We start from the raw sequence: 21,088 nt of genomic DNA on the forward strand, positions 1-21,088 counted from the left end.
GACAGGATCTGAACTATGTGGTTAACTCGAATCAGTGTGAAATATCCTGTCTTTACGATCATGATGATGCTATGCCTGATGGTATTGGGCTTATCATCATGGCAACGAATGGGAGTTGAAGAATTCCCTGATGTCGATTTCCCATTTGTGGTCGTGTATACCACTTATCCAGGTGCTTCTCCTGAAACTGTTGAATCTGAAATTACCAAAAAGATGGAAGATCAGATCAATACGATCTCAGGTGTTAAACAAGTGATATCGCAGTCAAGTGAAGGACTCTCTACAATTATCACTGAGTTTAATTTGGATGTTCCTTCAACCGTTGCAGCTCAAGATATTCGAGACAAAATTGCGCCAGTGACAGCTGAATTTCGTGATGAAATTACTGATCCTATTGTTGAGCGCTATGATCCTTCCGCAGGTGCCATCATGTCGGTGGTATTTGAGTCTGAGAATATGTCACTCCGAGAGCTCAGCTCTTATTTAGATCAAAAAATTGTTCCTCAATTGAGAACTGTTCGTGGGGTAGGTACAGTTAACCTGCTAGGTGACTCGCAGCGTCAAATTCGTATTGAAGTTAATCCACAAAAATTACAAAGTCTTGGTGTTGGCGTTGATCAAGTCATTAACACACTAAAAGGCGAAAACATTGAAGTCCCTGGGGGCACACTCAAACAGTCAAATTCAGAGCTGGTTGTTGAAATTAAATCAAGAGTAATTCATCCCCAATCCTTTGGGGATCTCATCGTCGCGAGTAAAAATGGCACGCCAATCTACTTAAAACAAGTAGCTGAAATTTACGACAGCCAAGCTGAACTCGAGTCGAGTGCATTCATTAACGGTCAAAATGCTGTCGCGTTGGATATTCTCAGAAGCTCTGATTCAAATGTAATTGATGTTGTAGATGCGGCTTATAAAACACTAAACCGTATAGAACAACAACTCCCGCAAGGGACAACATTGAAAGTAGTTGTCGATACATCTCGAGGCATACGAGCAAGTATTGGTGATGTTGCCCGTACAATTATTGAAGGTGGTGTACTTGCGGTTGTCATCGTTCTACTGTTTTTAGGTTCATTTAGATCGACGATTATTACAGGCCTTACCCTGCCAATCGCCCTACTCGGCACATTAACGTTCATTTGGGCTTTTGGTTTTACCATCAATATGATGACTCTTCTTGCCCTGTCTTTAAGTATTGGTCTTCTTATTGATGATGCAATTGTGGTACGTGAAAATATTGTCCGCCATGCTGATATGGGGAAAGATCATGTGACTGCTGCTTTAGATGGAACCAAAGAAATTGGGCTGGCAGTTCTCGCAACCACTTTGACCATTGTTGCGGTGTTCTTACCAGTTGCATTCATGGGCGGTATTATCGGTCGTTTCTTCTACCAATTTGGCGTGACAGTAAGTACCGCTGTACTGATCTCAATGTTTGTCAGTTTTACGCTCGATCCAATGCTCTCAGCTCACTGGGCTGAACGTCATCATCCAAATAAAAAACCGAGCGCATTGAAACGCTTCTTCAATGGGATCTCAAATAAACTTGATTCATTAAATGAAGTGTACGAGAAGCTGCTAAAACTGGCACTAAGATTCCGCTTTCTAACAATTGTCGTTGCTGTTGCTTCACTGTTTGGCGCGCTCGCGCTATCGAAAATGGTGGGAACAGAGTTTGTACCTGTTCCAGATAAAGGTGAAATTCGGATCAAATTTGAAACGCCCGTAGATGCTTCACTCGAATACTCTCAGGCAAAGTTAAAACAAGTTGAATCTATTATTCGACAGCATCCAGAAGTTAAAGGAACGTACGGCGTTATTAATGGGGTGACTGATCGCGGGAAAAACCATGTAAGCATCCGAGTCAGTTTAAGTCCTCGTCAAGAGCGCTCTCAGACACTGACTGATTTAACCAATGAGTTTCGTGATCGACTACAAACAGTGGCGGGTATTACCCTCACCTCTATTGCTTCAGCAGATGAAACTGTGTCTGGTGGTCAAAAGCCTGTCATGATTTCCATCAAAGGACCTGAGCTAGATGAATTACAAAAAATTTCTGATCGTTTCATGGTGGAAATGGCAAAAATTGATGGTGTCGTCGATTTAGAAAGCTCGCTCAAAGAGCCTAAACCTACCCTTGAAGTGCATGTAAATCGTGTACTTGCAAACGATTTAGGATTATCAGTCAGCCAAATTGCCAATGTGATCCGCCCTCTCCTTGCTGGTGATGATGTAACGACGTGGAAAGACGAAAAAGGTGAAACCTATGATGTCAATTTGCGCCTCTCTGAAGATCAACGTACGCTTCCAAGTGACATCAATAATTTATATTTAAAATCGCAAAAAGTGGATGCGAATAATCAACCTATCTTGGTTCCGCTCTCAAGCGTAACAAGCACACAAGAAAGTTATGGTGCATCTCAAATCAACCGTCGTGATTTAGCACGTGAAGTCATGGTTGAAGCCAATACTTCAGGTCGACCTGCAGGTGATATTGGTCGAGATATTAAAGCATTGCAAGATAACTTCGAGATGCCTGCTGGCTATGGTTTTGAAACACAAGGTGCAAACGCAGATATGGAAGAATCGATTGGGTACGCTGTTACAGCCGTTACACTTTCTATTGTATTTATCTATATTGTTTTAGGCTCTCAATTCAATAGTTTTATTCATCCTGCGGCGATCATGGCCTCATTACCATTGTCATTGGTCGGAGTATTCCTTGCATTATTCTTATTTAACTCAACAATGAATTTATTCTCCATTATTGGCATCATCATGTTAATGGGATTAGTAACCAAGAATGCGATTCTCCTCATTGACTTTATTAAGAAAGCTATTGATCGCGGTGAGACACGTTTTGATGCCATTATTGCTGCAGGTAAAACACGACTTAGACCCATTCTGATGACCACGAGTGCGATGGTCATGGGTATGGTGCCATTGGCATTAGGCTTGGGTGAAGGAGGTGAACAAAGTGCTCCGATGGCGCATGCTGTCATTGGGGGCGTCATTACATCCACCCTGCTGACCTTAGTTGTGGTTCCCGTTATCTTTACTTACTTAGATGACTTTAAGAATTTTATGGTGCGTCAAACACGAAAATTCATGTCATAATGTAGAGAATTGTCATGAGGTGTCATTCAAAATGCTCACCTCATTTTTTATCGTATAATCTTATGCTTTAACGCTCATTATTAGGACAAATTCCATGCGCGCGAGTCGCTTTTTATTTGCAACGTTAAGAGAAACCCCAAGTGATGCTGAAGTAATCTCTCATCAGCTGATGCTTCGTGCGGGTATGATTCGTAAATTGGCTTCAGGATTATATTCTTGGTTGCCAATGGGCGTACGTGTGTTAAATAAAGTCGAAGCGATTGTTCGCGAAGAAATGGACCGTGCTGGTTCACTACAAGTATTGATGCCTGTGACCCAACCAGCAAGTTTATGGGAAGAATCTGGTCGCTATGTGCAATATGGTCCAGAACTTTTACGCTTTAATGACCGTCACAACAACCCTTTTGTTCTCGGTCCTACACATGAAGAAGTCATTACTGATTTAGCACGTAACGAACTCAAAAGTTATAAACAATTACCCGCTAATTTTTACCAAGTTCAAACTAAATTCCGTGATGAAGTGCGTCCTCGTTTTGGCGTTATGCGCTCTCGTGAATTCGTGATGAAAGATGCTTACTCATTCCATGCAGATCAAGCTTCATTACAAGAAACTTACGACACGATGTACGATGCCTATTGCCGTATTTTTACTCGTTTAGGTTTAGACTTCCGTCCAGTACAGGCGGATACAGGTTCAATTGGCGGTTCAGGTTCGCATGAATTCCATGTATTGGCATCAAGCGGTGAAGACGATATTGCATTCTCAACTGAATCAGATTATGCAGCCAATATTGAAATGGCTGAAGCGATTCTTGTAGGTGAACGTGCTACACCAACTCAAGAATTAAAAATTATTGAAACACCAAATCAAAAGACTATAGCTGATGTATCTGCTTTCTTAGGTACCGATGCAAAACAGTCTGTCAAAGCTTTGTTGGTACAAGGAGTCGCTGATGAAGGTAAAACTGCGCCTGTCGTGGCACTGTTCCTTCGTGGTGACCATGAGCTAAACGAAATCAAAGCTGAGAAACATCCGCTGATTGCATCACCACTTGCATTTGCAACTGAAGAACAACTGAGTGCTTTAGGCTTAACCGCTGGTTTTGTTGGTCCTCAAGGTTTAGTCGAAAAAGGGATTAATGTCATCGTTGACCGAGCAGCATCAGTTTTGTCTGATTTCGTTGCAGGTGCAAACGAAGCAGGCAAACATGCGACGGGTGTGAACTGGGAGCGTGATGCTCAATTCACTGAAGTTTATGATCTTCGCAATGTTGTTGAGGGAGATCCATCTCCAGATGGTAAAGGTGTACTTCAAATTAAACGTGGTATTGAAGTTGGTCATATTTTCCAATTAGGTCAAAAATACTCTGAAGCTTTGGGCTGCAAAGTATTAGGTAAGGATGGTAAACCATTCACTGTAACAATGGGTTGTTATGGTATTGGGGTGACTCGCGTAGTCGCGGCTGCCATTGAACAAAATTACGATGAAAAAGGAATTATTTGGCCTGCTGCTATCGCACCCTTCCATGTCGCAATCGTTCCGATGAATGCTCATAAATCTCCTCGTACTGTAGAGGCTGCTGAAGCACTTTATGCAGAACTTCAAGCTGCTGGTTATGACGTGCTTTTAGATGACCGTGATGAACGACCAGGCGTTAAATTCTCTGATATCGAAATTACAGGTATTCCGCACCGTATTGTTATCGGTGAAAAAGGTTTAGATGCTGGTACTTTTGAGTACAAAGGTCGTTCTGATACTGAATCAAGCAACCTGAGTAAAGAAGAAATACTCGCTAAAATCGCCCAATAATTTGAGCATAAAAAATCCCGCTATTCGCGGGATTTTTTATAGACCGTTGATATTCACTTTCAAATCTTTCACAGATGTACCAATAGCCCCAAAGCTCCCCATTGAGCCATTCGCTAAACCATTAAAGACCGTCGGACTACTCGCCCCCTCACGTCCCAACATCACCTTGTTGAGACCAACATTCATTTTACTAGATTGTCCTGTATTTCCGATGTAAATACCTGAAGGTGCAACACCTGCATGGAAACCAGATAATGAAAAACCATTGTTTTGATCAGTAGCTTTAGCCTGAAAATCGAATTTTGCAGAAGAATTACCAGATACGAATGCAATAGGACAGCCTGAGCCTGTGCCACAGATTGATTGAATTGCGCCTCCAAACTGGACCATGTAGCCTTGAGGCACATTTCCTAATTGAACATTGATCTGAGGACGTTGGGATTGATTTAATGTAATTTCAAAGTTTCTATCAGCACTGCCTATTTCTAAAATTTTAGCGACACCGGGCACCAATTGCTTTAGATCATTATAAATCGATTTAGTTTGTGTAGCACTAGACACCTGATTACTGCTGGCGATATAGAGTGCGAATGGACTCAATTTAAACCCCGTAATTTGCTCCGCAAAAGTGATACCTATATTGGCAAATGGCGTGCCATTGCCTCCGTCTGTATCAATTTTTGCATTGATAGTAGACGAACCAAGCGTATGACCTAAAAATTGAACCTGAATTGGATTACCAGTTGGACCTGCGACCACTAAGCCAGCAGCTTGTGAATAATTTTTTCCTAATATTGGATCTTTAATTCCGTCTTGATCAATGATCGCAGCCTGTGTGAACTCGATCTTATCCATTCCAATACCAATGCTGATCCCATCTTGACCAGTAGTAGATGAAAGAGACTGATCATCTAATGGTTGCATAGCAAAACACGGGAATCCCACCGCAGTGGTCAAAATAAGTAAACTGAATCGTTTTGTTTTTATCATATTCATGAGTCTATCCCTCAACTTTTCATATTTACTTATTAATTTCGAGGTGTAATGCGCAATTCACTATTCAAGCGACCGCCAGTAATAGCCAATTCGCCTAAACGAGCGCCAGCACCTACAGTTGGAGGATAGAAGTTGATGTCTCTTGCTCTAAAAACACCCGAAGTTGTCTTTTGAGGATTGAACATCAAGGCAGCATTCACACCAAATTGTCCCGCACCATTTTGATCTTTACTAACAACCAATGCATTATTAAATGCAATTTTACCTGTCAAACGGTCTAAACCAAGTGTTGAACCATTATGAGGATCGGTAATTTGGAAGGTGTTATTGTCACCTTTCAATTCTAATTCACCTACAAAAGTTAAGTTCTGACCATCTTCAGCAGCATTATTCGGAATTAAAGAAAAATCAACATCACCACCAAGACGTGATTTAACGACAAACATCACATCATCAGCTAAAGCAAAATTGTTGTCTGGAGATGAACTTCGCGTAGCACATCCTGCTGCTCCACTATTTAATTTACAGGTTTTATAAATGGTACCTGGCAGATAACCCGCAGCAACTTCTGTTGATAAAACAATCAACATATCGCGCAAGCTGACATTTACACTACCATTTTCTACGCCCATATTTCCTGTACCCTTCGCGTACAGATCAATATTACGTAAACCCATATAGTAATCTGTTGATGTTGCCGTATCTCCACTGCCTACCTTACCTCCATCAACCACTAAAATTGACGTGGTTTTATTACCTAGCGCTTGACCATTAGCTCGGTCTACCCCAGAGGTACTCATTGCAAAAGACAAACCAATTCTTGAGGTATTACCCGTTGTAGCAATCATGTTTTTAACAACATCGGAGCCTGCTAAAGTGTAATAAAAAGCTTGATCTGCACGAACTGATGTTCCATATAGAGCAAGATTGGCATTCAGATTATAAAAAGGCAGTGCCAAACCCCACTCATTTTTAACATTTGTATTCGCAAACAAGTTAGCTGCTGGTGTTCCTGCACTATTGGTAAAACGTCCACGGCGGGAAATAGACTGAAATTCAGCACCACGAATCGCAGCAATCAAGCTGTATGGATTATCACCTGTTACTGCATTATGAATTTGGTGCTGATAATCAGTTGCTAAGGTTAAATAACTTCCATTACCAAAACGACTTTTTTGGAACACTTCGTTTTCAGGTAAGCGCAGTGTTTTTGTATCGGCTAAATTGAGATACACATTACCACTGTCAAAAGATGCTCGAGTATTTGGTCTTAACCCTGTTAAGTTACTAAACTCAAAACCGTATGCATTTAGACCTGCCCCACCAATTTCTAAAGTCGTTGCTTGTCCATCACTTCCGAGCATTGAATCATTGTCTTTGGTAAAGTCAGCTTTCATACGGAATCCGATTCCAGAATCACCAATTACACTATTACTAGATGAAACCGTTGGACTATTGGCATTTCCTAGAACACTTTCATTGCCTTTTGTACCACGAAATTGCAACGATGAATTGACCATTCGCCCGCTGGCACCTACACGTATGAGACCTTTAGCTCCTTGAGGATTATTCGTATTGCTATTTAAAGCATATGGGTCATTTGAACTCACGTTCTTATTCAACATTACTTCAATATTTAGACCTGAGTTTGTTGTTTCACCCTCAGCACCTGACTTACCATTGCCATAGGTTCCTGTGTTAATAAATCCTGCTTTTTTTGAAGCCGAATTTGCAACACGGTTTAAATCCACATAACCCAAATTATCATTAGGCGTACTACTCATACCGGCAACATTATCTGTCGACCCTGTACGTGTATTCGACTGCATTCTCAATCCCTCAACTTCATCCACAAACATGGCACCACGTGCTTTGAAGTTGAAATTGAAGTTGTTTAAAACAAGTTGGTTGAGTTGGTTTCGTGCGTCAGTCTGCCCTAAATAGATATTGGCATTTTTAATCCCTAGTGCGATTTCGCTAAGATTCTCTTTGCTGAATAATCCGTGAATCGTTCTAAGCGATAAATCAGTATTCGAAGTAGTTTGTAAAGCCAATTGACCCATTGAAAAACTACAACGGCTTGAACTCTCGTTATCACAAATTCTGAGATTATTCATGGTCACTAAAGCAGGTGTCACACTGGCATTGAAGTCTAAACCTGCTTGGTTCGCATTGCTTCCAGCATTAATTTTAATATCTGCGCCTAAGGTTTGATTAGAGACATTACTTTTTCGAATAGAGACATTATCTGCTGTTGCCTGCAATGTATTATTGGTTGCTCCACTACTGCCACGACCAGCTTGATCTTGCCAATAGACCTGATCCATGTTGGCTTCAGTCAATGTTGTCGAGATATGCACACCATCTTGACCATTTACGCTTCGCAAAGCTTCGTCATGCATCACTTCTAAAGCCATGGCATGACCACTTGCAAGCAAGATACTCAGGCTTAATGCATTCATAACCAGCAATGAGCTGTGATTATATTTTTTATTGTTCATCACATTTCCTTATGCATGTTTAATTTCAACAACGCTGGTGACTGCCGTCACAACCAAACATCATGACTTTACCCTGAACAGCTAAATTACCATTCATTTTTAAACCCATAAAACCAGTTTCTCGCCCATGGTCATATGCAGAACGAGGAGCATTAGATGAATCATAACGTGTCACTTGCAGGTAACCATAGTCAGCAGGACTTGTTCCTACACCCTCAGTGGTGGCATTACTGGTAAATTTATCCTGACCAAAAGCCAAAGCATCAAAACCAAAATTACGAATTTGAATTGGTTTAGATGCATCAAAGCTCAGTTGCATCGCTGCTTTAAGCTGATCAGTACCAGAATCATTTTTATAGCTGAGATCCACACCATCCAAGCCAATCTTTTGAATATTTAGAGTGCCCTGAATCCCTTTAAAAACAAGCCATAATTTAAAACCATCTGTACTACTTGCTTGACCATCTTTGATATAGCGATTATTGACAGCAAGCGCGAGACGACAATATTCCACATCCTTACACAGTGCATCATCAAACACATAACGTTGAACATTATTCTCAGTCACTAACTTTTGGTTTAAAGAAAGTTTTAAAGAGAGATCAGCTCCAGCTTGTCCTTCAACATTTTTTAAAGCTTCATCTGACATGGGCTCAAGTGCATAAGTCATTGATGCTATAACACTGAATAGGACAGCGACTAATGAATTTTTCATGAATGCTCTCCTATAATCCTTTTGTGGTGATTTTCATATGCTGAATAAGAACACCATCAATGACCACAGAACCCATATTTTTAAAATTTGACGGTGGCAATGCGGCATTAGGCGTTTGGGGAATTGGATTGACTGCACCAAAACTTATACCTACTGCATCTGATCCTTTATAAGCACTTAAAGTATTATTCGCAGCGTTATAAGAAGTACTTCCAATAGTGATACTGCTATGTGTTGCATTCGTCCCTTGATAGCCATTCAAACCATTGTTACCACATTTATAAAAATTACAGGTTGAGCCCGCATATTCTGTCGAGTTTGGATTGCTATAATCTGTGTATATTTTTTTATAAATTTCAGGTTTATTTGGAATACGCGTGAGTTCCAAACTAAAGTTTTTACCATCAGATCCTAGAATCAAAGGCTGATAGAGTGAACCCAATACGATATTGGCATTCAAATTATGAATAAAGATACCCTCATTGGCATCAAATACTGGTGCCAGAGTATTGTTGATGGCAGGGGTTTGTAAATTAGGAGTGTCTGATGTTTCACGCGTACTCAATCTGAGAATATTGGCTGTTTTATTCCCCGTCGTCAGATTTTGACCATCCCCTGAGTTCAAACGCACAAGTCCAGCAACACCCAAGGTGTTGTTATAAAATGCACTCATGCCTGCTTGGTTACTTGCACCATTTAAAGTTTGAAAGATTTTTATATTACTTCCATTAATGGAAAAATTATTCCAAATGGCCTGTAAACGTAGTCGATTAGCACGATCCGCATTACTTGTTCCTGCTTTTTCACCCAATTGGTAAAGTAGTGGATCCCCTTCTTTACGAGATGGATCAAGAACAAAAGCATCCGCCCACATGGCCATCTTCAATTTGTAAGCATCAAGACCATTGGCTGCATCCGTAGGACGAACTGTGTCCATTAATGGGGCTTCAAGCGTCAAGAATGGAACCTAACAGCTAGGATCATTACTTATACATGTTTTATTTAAATCAAAATTTGGAACCTGAGTTTCAGTACCGACTCGAAGTAGCCATGGATTGGTTGCTGTTCCCCATGATCCTATACGTGCATCTTTATCTGTCGCAGCTAAGCGCGTATTGTGATTATTATCAGATTTAGATAATGCGAGACCATACACGAACAAATCAGCCTTACCCACGGAATGATCTTCTGACCCTACTGTTCCATTTTTATTGGTATCCAATGCCGCATCCGTTAAAGGACCCACTGGAATGAGATGAATATATCCGGTATCTTTTTGGCGATTCATTAAATCTGCCGCAGTTGAATTTTCCCCTTGAAAAACAAAATAAGCATCTTGAGGAATCATGGCGACACCCTCACCAGTCGTCGCACTTAAATTTTCATCCGAAAGAGGCTGCAATGCATAGACCGAAACCGTAGTAAGCGTCATTAAACTTGCAAGTAAAGTCTGATTAAATATGTTCGTATAATTAAGTGCCATCTCGACCTTCCCGTATACGATGCCTTGCACCATATTTATATTTTTAATTGTTCAGAGAAGAATTCCATGCTTCTCTTTTAATATTAAGATTACATCACAGTTTATAGTATATAAATGAAGTAGAATTTGCAAAAAATTGCGATTGGGTTGGCATTTTTTTCGATAAATGAATAAATTCAATTTTTCAAATACTTATAAAAAAAGCAAACTCATTGAGTTTGCTTTTTGCATGAAGTCTTACAATTCAATACTTAGGTTTTAGGTAAAGTTACACCTGTTTGACCTTGATATTTTCCACCACGATCTTTATAAGATGTTTCGCACACTTCATCAGACTCAAAGAACAACATTTGAGCAACACCTTCACCAGCATAAATACGTGCAGGTAAATTGGTTGTATTTGAAAATTCCAAGGTCACATGACCTTCCCACTCAGGCTCAAGTGGCGTCACGTTTACAATAATACCGCAACGCGCATAGGTTGATTTACCTAAACACACCGTCAAGACATTACGTGGGATACGGAAGTATTCTACTGTACGAGCAAGCGCAAATGAGTTAGGTGGAATAATACACACGTCAGCTTCGATATCGATAAAACTTTTATCATCGAAATTTTTTGGGTCAACAATAGCAGAGTGAACGTTTGTGAACACTTTGAACTCACGCGCACAACGAACATCATAACCATAGCTTGAAACGCCATATGAAATGAGTTTTTGACCATTTTCATCTAAACGAACTTGGTTTTCTGCATACGGTTCAATCATGCCGTGTTTTTCGCTCATTTCGCGAATCCAACGATCAGACTTAATAGCCATTTATTTATTCCCAGAATACATATTCAATTACTGCGCTGTACTTTAACTGAAAACCCCGTCAATGGAAATAACCCACGATTTGTATTCCTGTTCAGTCTGCTGCGGTGAATCATCTTAAAGACTTAACAATGCAGAATAACTCATTGGAATTGAGAAACTCATCAGGACTAAGGATGCTGTTTTTTGCATATTGGACTGGTTTACCCACTTAATTTTATTATTGGCTAACAGCGACCCAATGAGTGTCCAAATAAAAGCGATGGGTAGGATCAATAAAATAAACATCAACATGTGCGCAATATAATAATCTACACTCACCCAAACAATTGCAGGGAAAATAGCCGAGGCAAAAAGCAAAGCTTTAGGATTGAGTAAAGTTGCACAGAATAATTCAGAAGCTTTGATGGTGGGCTGATTCAACTGATGTTCTACGTTGGCAGTGCGCCATAATTTGATGGCCAGATAGATAATATAGAATGAACTAAATAATTTTAATATCACTGGCAAAATTGGCAAATGAGTGGTGACACGACCAATTAAAAATCCCCATGCAGTGATGGCAATAAGATAGCCTAATGCTTCCGCGGGTATTAAGCGAGATGACTTTTTAATACCTACCTGTATGCCTGAAGATGCAAGTAAAGTATTGGTTGGTCCGGGTGTGAATAAAATCGTGGTAACCAACGCAATAAAGAGCCATGAAATCATAGGATGACCTCGCTGATAATGCGCTCAGATTAATCAGGATTATTTCAATTGGCAAAATATTATTTGTGTGAAAATTTCTCAAGAATGAAACACAATTTTTTTTGTAATATTTTTCATCAGGTTAGTTTGTCATTTAAATTATAACTCTGAAGTCACACAATGTAATCGAAACGAAAAACATGATGCACTCTTGCAAAAATGCTTATAGCACGTTCTTCATCGATGAAATTCAGCATCACAGTCCATTCACGCTGTGATGCTAAGTTCAAGTATTAATTTGACTGTTGTTCAGCTTCTTGAACCTGAATATTTAAAGATTTCTTTTGGAATTCTTCAGGATAATCAACATAAGGAATAATAGCAGCAGAAGCTGTCGTTGACAGAATGAGAGAAATCATAACCATCTTCATTGCAGTGATTGAACGCATTTCTATACCCATATAACGTGAAATTTCACAAAATATTTTAGGTAGAAAAATTAGAGTAAATAATCCTAAAACGACGAACGGTCAACAAAAAAACCTGCCTAAGTAAGACTTAGACAGGTTTAACATTGAGTCTTTTCAAATACTTAGAAAATCCGACTTTGATCTCTTTCAGCTTTAGGCAATGCAGCTGCAATCTTCTGTGCAATTTCAATATAACTATCTGCTGCATCATCACCAATCAATACAGATGGTTTACCTTCATCGGCATGCTCTCGGATTTTCGCATTCAATGGTAAACGTCCAAGTAATGGAATATCGTATTGTTCCGATAACTTATCGCCACCACCAGTACCAAAGATTTGCTCTTCATGGCCACAGTTTGAACAAATATGTGTCGACATATTTTCCACCACGCCCATCACAGGAATTTGAACACGGTTAAACAATTCAATACCTTTGGTCGCATCCATCAATGCGACATTTTGTGGTGTCGTCACGATCACTGCACCGGTCACTGGAATACGTTGTGCCAGAGTTAATTGAATATCCCCTGTTCCTGGTGGCATGTCGATCATTAATACATCAAGATCAGGCCAAAGGGTTTGGTTGAACAGTTGCATCAATGCGCCTGTTGCTTTTGGACCACGCCAAGCCACAGGAGTATTGTGATCTCCTGTCAGATGACCAATTGACAACACCGCCATACCAAAAGCATCCAACGGTACAAAATGTTCTGCCTCGATCATTGGGGTTTTACCGGCATTGCCAAGCATCGTTGGGATACTTGGACCATAGATATCTGCATCCAACACACCTACTTTCAGCCCGAGCTTTTGTAATGCCAGAGCTAAATTTACCGTAGTGGTTGATTTCCCTACACCACCCTTACCTGACGAAACTAAAATCACGTTCTGGATACGTGGATGCTTAGGTACATCACGTTGCTGTGGTGCAGCTTTTTGAATCGGGGCTTCTTCTTGTTGAGGTTGGTAATTCGCATTCGCTTGTTTTACCGCATCTTGGCTTGCAGATGCATCTACAACAGGAGGCAGATTGGATTTTGGGGCTTCGGCTTTTTTGCTTGAACAGCTTTCACCTGCTGCATGGTTGTGCCCACAACCACCTTGTTGTTGAGCATGACTTCCTGTTTTCTGCTGAATGACATGCATATTCAGCTCTTTAATCCCACACTTTTCCAAAGCATCAGCGAGTTCATCGTGAATTTGCTGTAACTGATCTTTTTCACTTGGCACGGTATTAATGGTAATTTGCAGTACATCACCTTCAACATTGACCTGTGTGATTCGATCTTTCAAAAAATTGTCAGAATTCGGCAAAACGTAGTGTTGTAATACGTGTTGTACAGCCTCTTCATTCACCTCCTTTGAGGGTGAAAAAACAGATTTGAGTGAAGAAAGCCACGACATACCGTACTCCAAGTCTGGACAGAAACTGATAAAGGAATAGTTTAACGAGAAATATCAACAAGGTTAAGCAACAATATATTGATCCCCGTTTGATTAGAAATATGTTAGTCGAATTCCAACTAAATTAGTCAGCTTTTTTATTATTTTTATTGGCGTATTGCGAATGCTGTCATTGATACACTCTATAAACTTGATTTCACTGTTAAACGCCTTGATTCATGTTGCAAGTGATTCATGCTTTCAACAAATACCAACACAATAGCGAATTTTTTAACATTAAAATTGAAAAGAATATAAAACCAAGATAACACTTCGATATGTCTTTAAAACAAAGAAATCTGAAACTTAAATTAAAAACATGCTCAATAACTGCCTTAATGAGCACAATGCTCCTTCTACCAATTTTAGGCTATGCCGCCAATGAATCCCGAAGTTTTCGTACTCCTTCAGGACAAATCATCAGCTTAGGTGACTCTTATGCAAAATTAAGCTCACACATGAAGCAGACGCCGACTTCAACACAACATTATGAATGGAAAGAAGGAAAAAATCGTTTTACGGCTTATAGCTATACCTACGAATTTCATGATCTGATTTACACGTTTACTGTGGTGAATAATGAAATTAGAAAAATCGAATGGATTAGAAAAAATTAAAAAAAAAGCTCATCTGATGATGAGCTTTTTTGTGATCAATTTACTTTTTCAGTTGATCAATTTTCTCTGATGCTTTTGCTTTAAGATCCGCAAATTTTTCACTCGCTTGATCTTTCAGTTCATGCAATTTATCTGCTGCTTGCTCTTTCAAATCTACCGCTTTATGTTTTAAATCATCTAAAGTTGAATGTGCTTCAGAAGAATTTTGCTGCGTATCATGTTTTAGATCATTCAGTTTTTTTTCACCTTCAAGCTTGGCTTCTGCTGCACCATGCTTCACTTGATCCAATGCTTTCTCACCTTTCAGCTCAGCTTCCTTCGCCTTCAATTTCAGATCATCGCCGAGTTCTGAAGCTTTGTTTTTTAAGTCATCAATTTTATTATTCGACATCTTCAATCCTCTTTATCGCTTTGATAGTGAATCTTAGTTATATCGAAGATTTGCAGTGCTCATCGTAAATGTTTCGAATCACTACAATTTCTCACATGATGATGTAGAACAACACTACGCTGTAACTTTTGAGTTTAAAATGATGAATTTAGGAGCGAATACTCGACATAAAGTTTAATGCAGAAAACAACCAAATAAATAAAATAAAGCTTCGTGCTTGTGTGAAATGCTCGACATCCGTGCCATGCAAAATATTATGACGTGTCGCGGTCACATTCGAGCTTGAATCCATTTTATAAGCCGCGAGTTCTGCAAAGTATGGATTAAGCTCAGTGGCTATCTTAGATTTATGCCAAAGGCTCTTAATTTCATTGCCTTTCAAACCCGGTACAATTTTATAAACATCGACAAACTTGGTGCCGTTTTGTTTTAAGAATGCTTGTTGAATCAGTACATCTGTCAACAGCCCTTCCAACTGTGCATAGAGTAAAGGCACACAACCTGCATAACAGCCGAGTTTATACATTTTAAAAGCTTCGATAATCACAGGACGACGCAAGGCTTTATTCTGCTCATCGATCTGCATAGCATCGAAAGCGGTCAACACATCTTTTTGAAAAGCTTCAGTGTTAATAACATCAAGTAAGTTAAAACTTTGCACATCTTCATAAGCATGAATTTGTTGCCAAAAGTGCATCAGGTTTAACGCATCATTGGCAACTTTCGAACCGACAGGTTGATCCAACTGATCGGCAAGCACATTAAAATATTCATCTTGCTGGGCAAGTTCACGTAAATGATTGACTAAAAGTGTATGTTCGCCTTGCGAGATTTGATCAAGATAATCCTGTGCCTGATTAAGAATTTGCTTACCCAGAGTTGGTAAGCCCTGCACATTCGATTTGATGCGTTTTACAGGTTGCTCATCTTCATAATCATCAAAATCGTCATACATGGTCAAACACTCAGGTGAATAGCAGGATATCTATTATCCCTGATAAGTCTGTAACAAAGTAGCCTTTCCACGTGCTCTAACTTTGTTAATAAATAAGAATTCATCAAAAGGCTCATGCAAGTCTCGCCTATCTCATGTAAAATTATCGCCCATTGCATAAAATACGAATGAGAGAGTCAGATCCGTGCGTAATATCTTAGTCACTAACGCCCTTCCATACGCCAATGGCCCGATCCATATGGGTCACTTACTCGGTTATATCCAAGCAGATATTTGGGTACGTGCGATGCGTGCAATGGGTCATAACGTGACTTATGTCTGCGCGGACGATGCTCACGGCACAGCAATTATGCTACGTGCTGAAGCCAACGGTATTACTCCAGAACAGCAAATTGCCAATGTACAAAAAGAACATGAGCGTGACTTTGCCGGCTTCAAGGTTGATTTCGATCATTACGATTCAACCAACAGCGCTGAAAACCAAGCACGTGCTTCTGAGATTTATATTAAGAACCGTGAAGCAGGAAATATTGCAGTTCGTCCTGTAACCCAGTTATTCGACCCTGAAAAAGGCATGTTCTTGTCTGACCGTTTTATTAAAGGCACATGCCCGAAATGTAAAGCGGAAGATCAATACGGCGATTCATGTGAAGTATGTGGTACAACGTATAATGCAACTGAATTGTTAAATCCTAAATCAACTTTGAGCGGTGCGACTCCTGTTGAGAAATCTTCAGATCACTACTTCTTTAAACTACCGAACTTTGGTGAATACCTACAAAAATGGACACGTGACGAAGGTCGTTTACCTGTGTCGATTGCCAACAAGCTCGATGAATGGTTTGAAGCAGGTTTATCGGATTGGGATATTTCTCGTGATGCGCCTTACTTCGGTTTTGAAATCCCTGATGCTCCAAACAAATACTTCTATGTTTGGGTGGATGCGCCAATCGGCTATATGTCGAGCTTTGAAAATTACATCAAAACTAAACGTCCTGACTTAAGCTTTGATGACTATTGGAAAAAAGATTCTAAAAATGAGGTGTATCACTTCATTGGTAAAGACATCGTGTATTTCCACGCATTGTTCTGGCCTGCAATGCTTGAAGGTGCCAACTACCGTACACCGACAAGCCTATTCGTAAACGGTTTCTTGACTGTAAATGGTCAGAAGATGTCTAAATCTCGTGGTACGTTCATTAAAGCCGAAACCTATTTAGAGCATTTAAACCCTGAATATTTACGTTACTACTTCGCATCTAAACTTTCTGACAAAGTTGAAGATTCTGACTTGAACCTTGATGATTTCGTTCAAAAAGTGAATTCTGACTTGGTGGGTAAAGTCGTGAACATCGCAAGTCGTTGTGCGAAATTCATTAACACCAAGTTTGACAACAAACTTTCTGCGACTTGTGCAGAGCCTGAACTCGTTCAAAGCTTTATTGATGCGGGTGATTCAATTGCGCAAGCATATGAAGCACGTGAGTTCTCAACAGCGATTCGTGAAATCATGGCGCTTGCTGATAAAGCCAACCAATATATCGATGAGAAAAAGCCTTGGGCTTTAGCCAAAGTTGAAGGCGAAGAACAACAAGTTCATGACGTATGTTCTGTAGGTATTAACCTGTTCCGTCAATTGGCGGTGTACCTTGCGCCTGTATTGCCAACATTGGCAGAACAAGTTCAAGCGTTCTTACAGCTCGACAGCTTCAACTTTGAATCTCGTAAGCAAATCTTGGTTGCACATGAAATTGCATTGTTCCAACCATTGATGCAACGTGTAGACCCGAAAGCAGTTGCTGCAATGGTCGATGCATCTAAAGATTCTTTAGCTGCACCTGCGGAAGCACCAAAAGCTGAAAAGAAAAAAGAGAAGAAAGCTGCTGAGAAAAAGCCTGAGCCTAAAGTCGGTGAAGCTGAAATTATCGGCATCGAAGACTTTGTAAAAATTGACCTACGTGTAGCAGAAGTTTTAGAAGCAGCTCACGTTGACGGTTCGGACAAGCTTTTACAACTCACTTTAAATGTCGGTGAAGCTGAACCACGTAACGTGTTTAGCGGTATCCGTGAGTTTTATCAACCTGAAGATTTAAAAGGCAAATTGGTGGTGATGGTAGCTAACCTTGCACCACGTAAGATGCGTTTTGGTATTTCTAACGGTATGGTGTTAGCTGCGGGTAATGGCGAAGGTGTTTGGGTGATTTCACCTGAATCTGGTGCTAAACCGGGTGATAAAGTGTCTTAAGATTTAGGTCTTAAATAGAAAAAGCCTCTACGTTGTAGGGGCTTTTTTATGCCTTAAAGTTTACTCTCCTTTTAGAAGAGGATTACCAGAGGTTATATTGCATCGCTGACCAACTTTACAATTCAAATTCAATTTTCATTGCGTAGGCATTACCTTAATTTTGAAAGATCAAAAGTAACAAAAATCTTTTGTTCACTTGATGATACATCCCTGTACCACAAGTGAACGACGACATCCATGTCGCCAACCACTTATTAAATAACTTTAGGTATTCTGCTTTTTAATAACGTCTAACAGAGCTGAGGTCGATTTTAATACTTCAGCATTCGCCTTAGCTTGTTCCTGAATTGAAATCGAATCTTCTTTTATCGCATCAAATAAATTTTGACCAAAATAACGTTTTGCTAGATCGGCTCTGATTTCATTTTGTTTATCTTCAGGTAAATGAGTCAGAAACTCAGGTAATGCTTCTAGCTCCATATAAGTTTGATGTGCTTGCTCTGAAATTTTTCGATAAAAACTAATTTGCTTAAAGCAATAAGTAAATAAAGTTGCTATTAAAGCCAAAATAGTTAGCTTGATCATAAGTGCATTTGAAATATTTAAAGCATCAAAGAAATTATGAGCAAATAGTTGACCTAATACTAAAGTGATTGAAACGCATACAAGTAACATGACATATAATTCATACACTTCTACTGTTTTTTTATAGTCACGATATTTTTGTCTATAAATTTCTTTAGTCTTGCGCGCAGATGCTTCACCCTTATAAAGTTTCAAGTCACTTATTAGTTCATTGACCTGCTGTACTTTATTCTCGAAATGAGGATTTATTTCTTTAGTAATTTTTTCATCTAAACGATTAAAAATTGGTGTACAAGCATTAGCGAAACCATGAATAATTTTATAATTAGTAATTAAGACCTGAGAACCCTCAAGCAAAAAATACAATCCACCCTCACCAAAATCTGGTAGATTGGCTTCTGGGATTAAATGCGAAAATCCCCTAAATACAGTTATTAAACTATCCAATTCTGATTCAATTGAATTAGCAAAGAAAATCTGCTGTTCTTGTTGCCAACTCTCAATCAATCTCAAAACTGCGGTACTTATATTTTTACTTTGATAGATACTGCCACGCATTAATCTAATCGATTGAGACAAATCTGATACTTTATTTTTCTCTTGTTCTTGTGTAAACCTTTCAATTATGACTTCATCTGAATATTTCTCTAACTGTGAACTAACCTGTTCTAAATATTGATGATAGTTTTTTAATAGTCTAATTACATCTCGCATAATATTTTAATTGTCAATCATTTGATTAAATATAAGCGTTAATATATTTGTACAAAGGTGCTAAAACAATGTTTTACTTAAGAAATCATAAAAAACCTATGAAAACTTTAACCCCCCTACTCCTCACACTCGCACTAAGCACCATAGCCCTCACCACTTACGCTACTGAACCGACTATTGCCCAACAAAAACAAGTCGCGGGCTACTACCATCACCAAATTGGTAATACCCAAATCACCGCCCTACTCGATGGTACAAACTACTTAAACCCATCCATGTTTAAAGGCTTAAACGACTTTGATAAAACTGAAATCCTAAAGAAATACGCTGCGGTGAACGACAAAGGCATCCAAACCTCAGTCAACGCCTTTCTCATCAATACAGGTAATCAGCTTTTAATGGTCGACAGTGGTGCTGCAAGCTGCTTTGGCGCACACTTAGGTTCAATCTATAATAACCTCAAAGCATCGGGCTATCAGCCTACGCACGTGAATGGTATCTTCCTCACTCACTTACACCCTGACCATGTGTGTGGTATTTCAAACAACGGCGTAGCGAATTATCCAAATGCGACACTACATATTTCAAAAACCGAATATGACTATTGGCTGAGTCCAAACACCGTAAAAAAACTGCCAAAAGATAAGCAAGCAGGCTTTTTAGGAACAGTTGAAAAAATCAAAGCAGCACTTGCGCCATATGAAAAAGCCAAACAGATTAAAGTCTTTTCAGACAAATCTTTACGCTTCGGCGATGTCGAATTTAAACCATCCTTTGGTCATACACCAGGACATTACAGCTTTAAACTGAAAGCTGATGAACAAGAAGTGGTGTTTATTGGTGACATCGTACATTCACATACCTTGCAGTTCGACAAACCTGAAACCGCGATTGAGTTTGATCTAGACCCACAAACGGCAATACAAACTCGCTTAAAACATTTTGCTGAATATGCCAAAGATGGACAGTTGATTGCAGCACCGCATTTACCCTTCCCGGGGCTTGGGCACATTTATTCCAAAGATGGACAAAGCTACCAATGGATACCGGTTCACTTTAAAGATTAAACTAAAGTCATGCAATGGTTGAAATTTCAAGTATTTTTATTTAAAGTTCCCTCGCTTAAAAACGGGGGTAAACTAATGAAAAAATTATTAATTTCAATTATCGCAGCAACTTCAGTATTGGCGACAGGCTGTTCAGTTCGTATGGCTGATATGACAGTTGCTTCAACTAAAAACTACAATCTTAACTCAAATCAGTTCGTGAAAGGTGAACGTGTAACAGGTGAAGATAAGGTCCCAGTTGTCTTGTTCCCTTTAGGGGTTCCAAACTTTAAAACTGCTGTAGATCGTGCTATTGAAAAAAATCGTTGCGCTGTGGCTCTTTCTGATGTGGTGATCACTCAATTGAATCAAGCATTCATTGTTGGTCAAATTGGTTATCGTGTAGAAGGTACACAAGTAATTGACCGTTCACAGCCTGAATGTAAGAAATAAGATTTTAAAAAGCCTCTAATACGTTTAGAGGCTT

General features: G+C 39.5%; 16 protein-coding genes and 1 pseudogene. 6 read left to right on the forward strand and 11 right to left on the reverse strand.

The genetic code is table 11. The features are described from left to right. Positions 1-15: 15 nt before the first annotated feature. Together AC1M9D_RS04880 and AC1M9D_RS04885 are read left to right on the forward strand one after the other, a co-directional pair. A complete protein-coding gene (locus AC1M9D_RS04880) occupies positions 16-3,120 on the forward strand; it encodes an efflux RND transporter permease subunit (RefSeq protein ID WP_481589084.1) in 3,105 nt (1,034 codons plus the stop codon). 94 nt (positions 3,121-3,214) lie between these two features. After that, the gene (locus AC1M9D_RS04885; protein ID WP_481595001.1) at positions 3,215-4,930 is read left to right on the forward strand and encodes a proline--tRNA ligase; all 1,716 of its coding nucleotides are present in this window, start codon (positions 3,215-3,217) and stop codon (positions 4,928-4,930) included. Positions 4,931-4,966: 36 nt separating this feature from the next. On the opposite strand, the gene AC1M9D_RS04890 is transcribed toward AC1M9D_RS04885, so the two are convergent. From AC1M9D_RS04890 to apbC, 8 genes and pseudogenes are all read right to left on the reverse strand, one after another. After that, positions 4,967-5,926: a DUF6160 family protein gene (locus AC1M9D_RS04890; protein ID WP_481595000.1), complete on the reverse strand. Its 960-nt coding sequence runs from the start codon at positions 5,924-5,926 to the stop codon at positions 4,967-4,969. A 32-nt stretch (positions 5,927-5,958) separates the two neighbouring features. Continuing rightward, a complete protein-coding gene (locus AC1M9D_RS04895) occupies positions 5,959-8,427 on the reverse strand; it encodes a DUF6160 family protein (protein WP_481611618.1) in 2,469 nt (822 codons plus the stop codon). 25 nt (positions 8,428-8,452) lie between these two features. After that, entirely contained in the window at positions 8,453-9,142 is a 690-nt protein-coding gene (locus AC1M9D_RS04900; RefSeq protein ID WP_179999378.1) for a hypothetical protein, read from the reverse strand. A 127-nt stretch (positions 9,143-9,269) separates the two neighbouring features. Then, positions 9,270-10,658: pseudogene (locus AC1M9D_RS04905) on the reverse strand (hypothetical protein); the annotation flags it as partial. A 218-nt stretch (positions 10,659-10,876) separates the two neighbouring features. After that, complete coding sequence (gene dcd / locus AC1M9D_RS04910) at positions 10,877-11,446, reverse strand: dCTP deaminase (protein WP_004694514.1); 570 nt, start codon at positions 11,444-11,446, stop codon at positions 10,877-10,879. Positions 11,447-11,560: 114 nt separating this feature from the next. Next, positions 11,561-12,154: a LysE family translocator gene (locus tag AC1M9D_RS04915; protein WP_481611619.1), complete on the reverse strand. Its 594-nt coding sequence runs from the start codon at positions 12,152-12,154 to the stop codon at positions 11,561-11,563. Positions 12,155-12,426: 272 nt separating this feature from the next. Next, a complete protein-coding gene (locus AC1M9D_RS04920) occupies positions 12,427-12,582 on the reverse strand; it encodes a hypothetical protein (RefSeq protein ID WP_179999384.1) in 156 nt (51 codons plus the stop codon). 143 nt (positions 12,583-12,725) lie between these two features. Beyond that, positions 12,726-14,009, reverse strand: a complete 1,284-nt coding sequence (gene apbC / locus AC1M9D_RS04925) for an iron-sulfur cluster carrier protein ApbC (RefSeq protein ID WP_481587283.1) — start codon at positions 14,007-14,009, stop codon at positions 12,726-12,728. A 386-nt stretch (positions 14,010-14,395) separates the two neighbouring features. On the opposite strand from apbC, the gene AC1M9D_RS04930 reads away from it, so the two are divergent. Beyond that, on the forward strand, positions 14,396-14,665 hold the full coding sequence (locus AC1M9D_RS04930; protein ID WP_051586621.1) for a hypothetical protein: 270 nt from the start codon (positions 14,396-14,398) through the stop codon (positions 14,663-14,665). 40 nt (positions 14,666-14,705) lie between these two features. On the opposite strand, the gene AC1M9D_RS04935 is transcribed toward AC1M9D_RS04930, so the two are convergent. Further along, positions 14,706-15,056, reverse strand: coding sequence for a hypothetical protein (locus tag AC1M9D_RS04935; RefSeq protein WP_481589081.1), 351 nt, complete (start codon positions 15,054-15,056; stop codon positions 14,706-14,708). Positions 15,057-15,204: 148 nt separating this feature from the next. Next, a complete protein-coding gene (locus tag AC1M9D_RS04940) occupies positions 15,205-16,011 on the reverse strand; it encodes a hypothetical protein (protein ID WP_481611620.1) in 807 nt (268 codons plus the stop codon). Positions 16,012-16,195: 184 nt separating this feature from the next. Here AC1M9D_RS04940 and metG point away from each other — a divergent pair, with 184 nt between their 5' ends. After that, positions 16,196-18,256 carry a methionine--tRNA ligase gene (gene metG / locus AC1M9D_RS04945; RefSeq protein WP_481611621.1) on the forward strand — a complete coding sequence of 687 codons (2,061 nt, stop codon included), beginning with the start codon at positions 16,196-16,198 and terminating at the stop codon, positions 18,254-18,256. A gap of 264 nt (positions 18,257-18,520) precedes the next feature. On the opposite strand, the gene AC1M9D_RS04950 is transcribed toward metG, so the two are convergent. Beyond that, the gene (locus AC1M9D_RS04950) at positions 18,521-19,555 is read right to left on the reverse strand and encodes a hypothetical protein (protein ID WP_481611622.1); all 1,035 of its coding nucleotides are present in this window, start codon (positions 19,553-19,555) and stop codon (positions 18,521-18,523) included. Positions 19,556-19,653: 98 nt separating this feature from the next. Between AC1M9D_RS04950 and AC1M9D_RS04955 the strand changes: the two genes are divergently transcribed. Together AC1M9D_RS04955 and AC1M9D_RS04960 are read left to right on the forward strand one after the other, a co-directional pair. Further along, complete coding sequence (locus tag AC1M9D_RS04955; RefSeq protein WP_481611623.1) at positions 19,654-20,622, forward strand: MBL fold metallo-hydrolase; 969 nt, start codon at positions 19,654-19,656, stop codon at positions 20,620-20,622. A 75-nt stretch (positions 20,623-20,697) separates the two neighbouring features. Then, positions 20,698-21,054 (forward strand): hypothetical protein, encoded by a 357-nt coding sequence (locus AC1M9D_RS04960; protein ID WP_035267298.1) that lies wholly within the window; start codon positions 20,698-20,700, stop codon positions 21,052-21,054. The last annotated feature ends 34 nt before the right edge of the window (positions 21,055-21,088 follow it).

The organism is Acinetobacter sp. ANC_7682 (assembly GCF_056779795.1).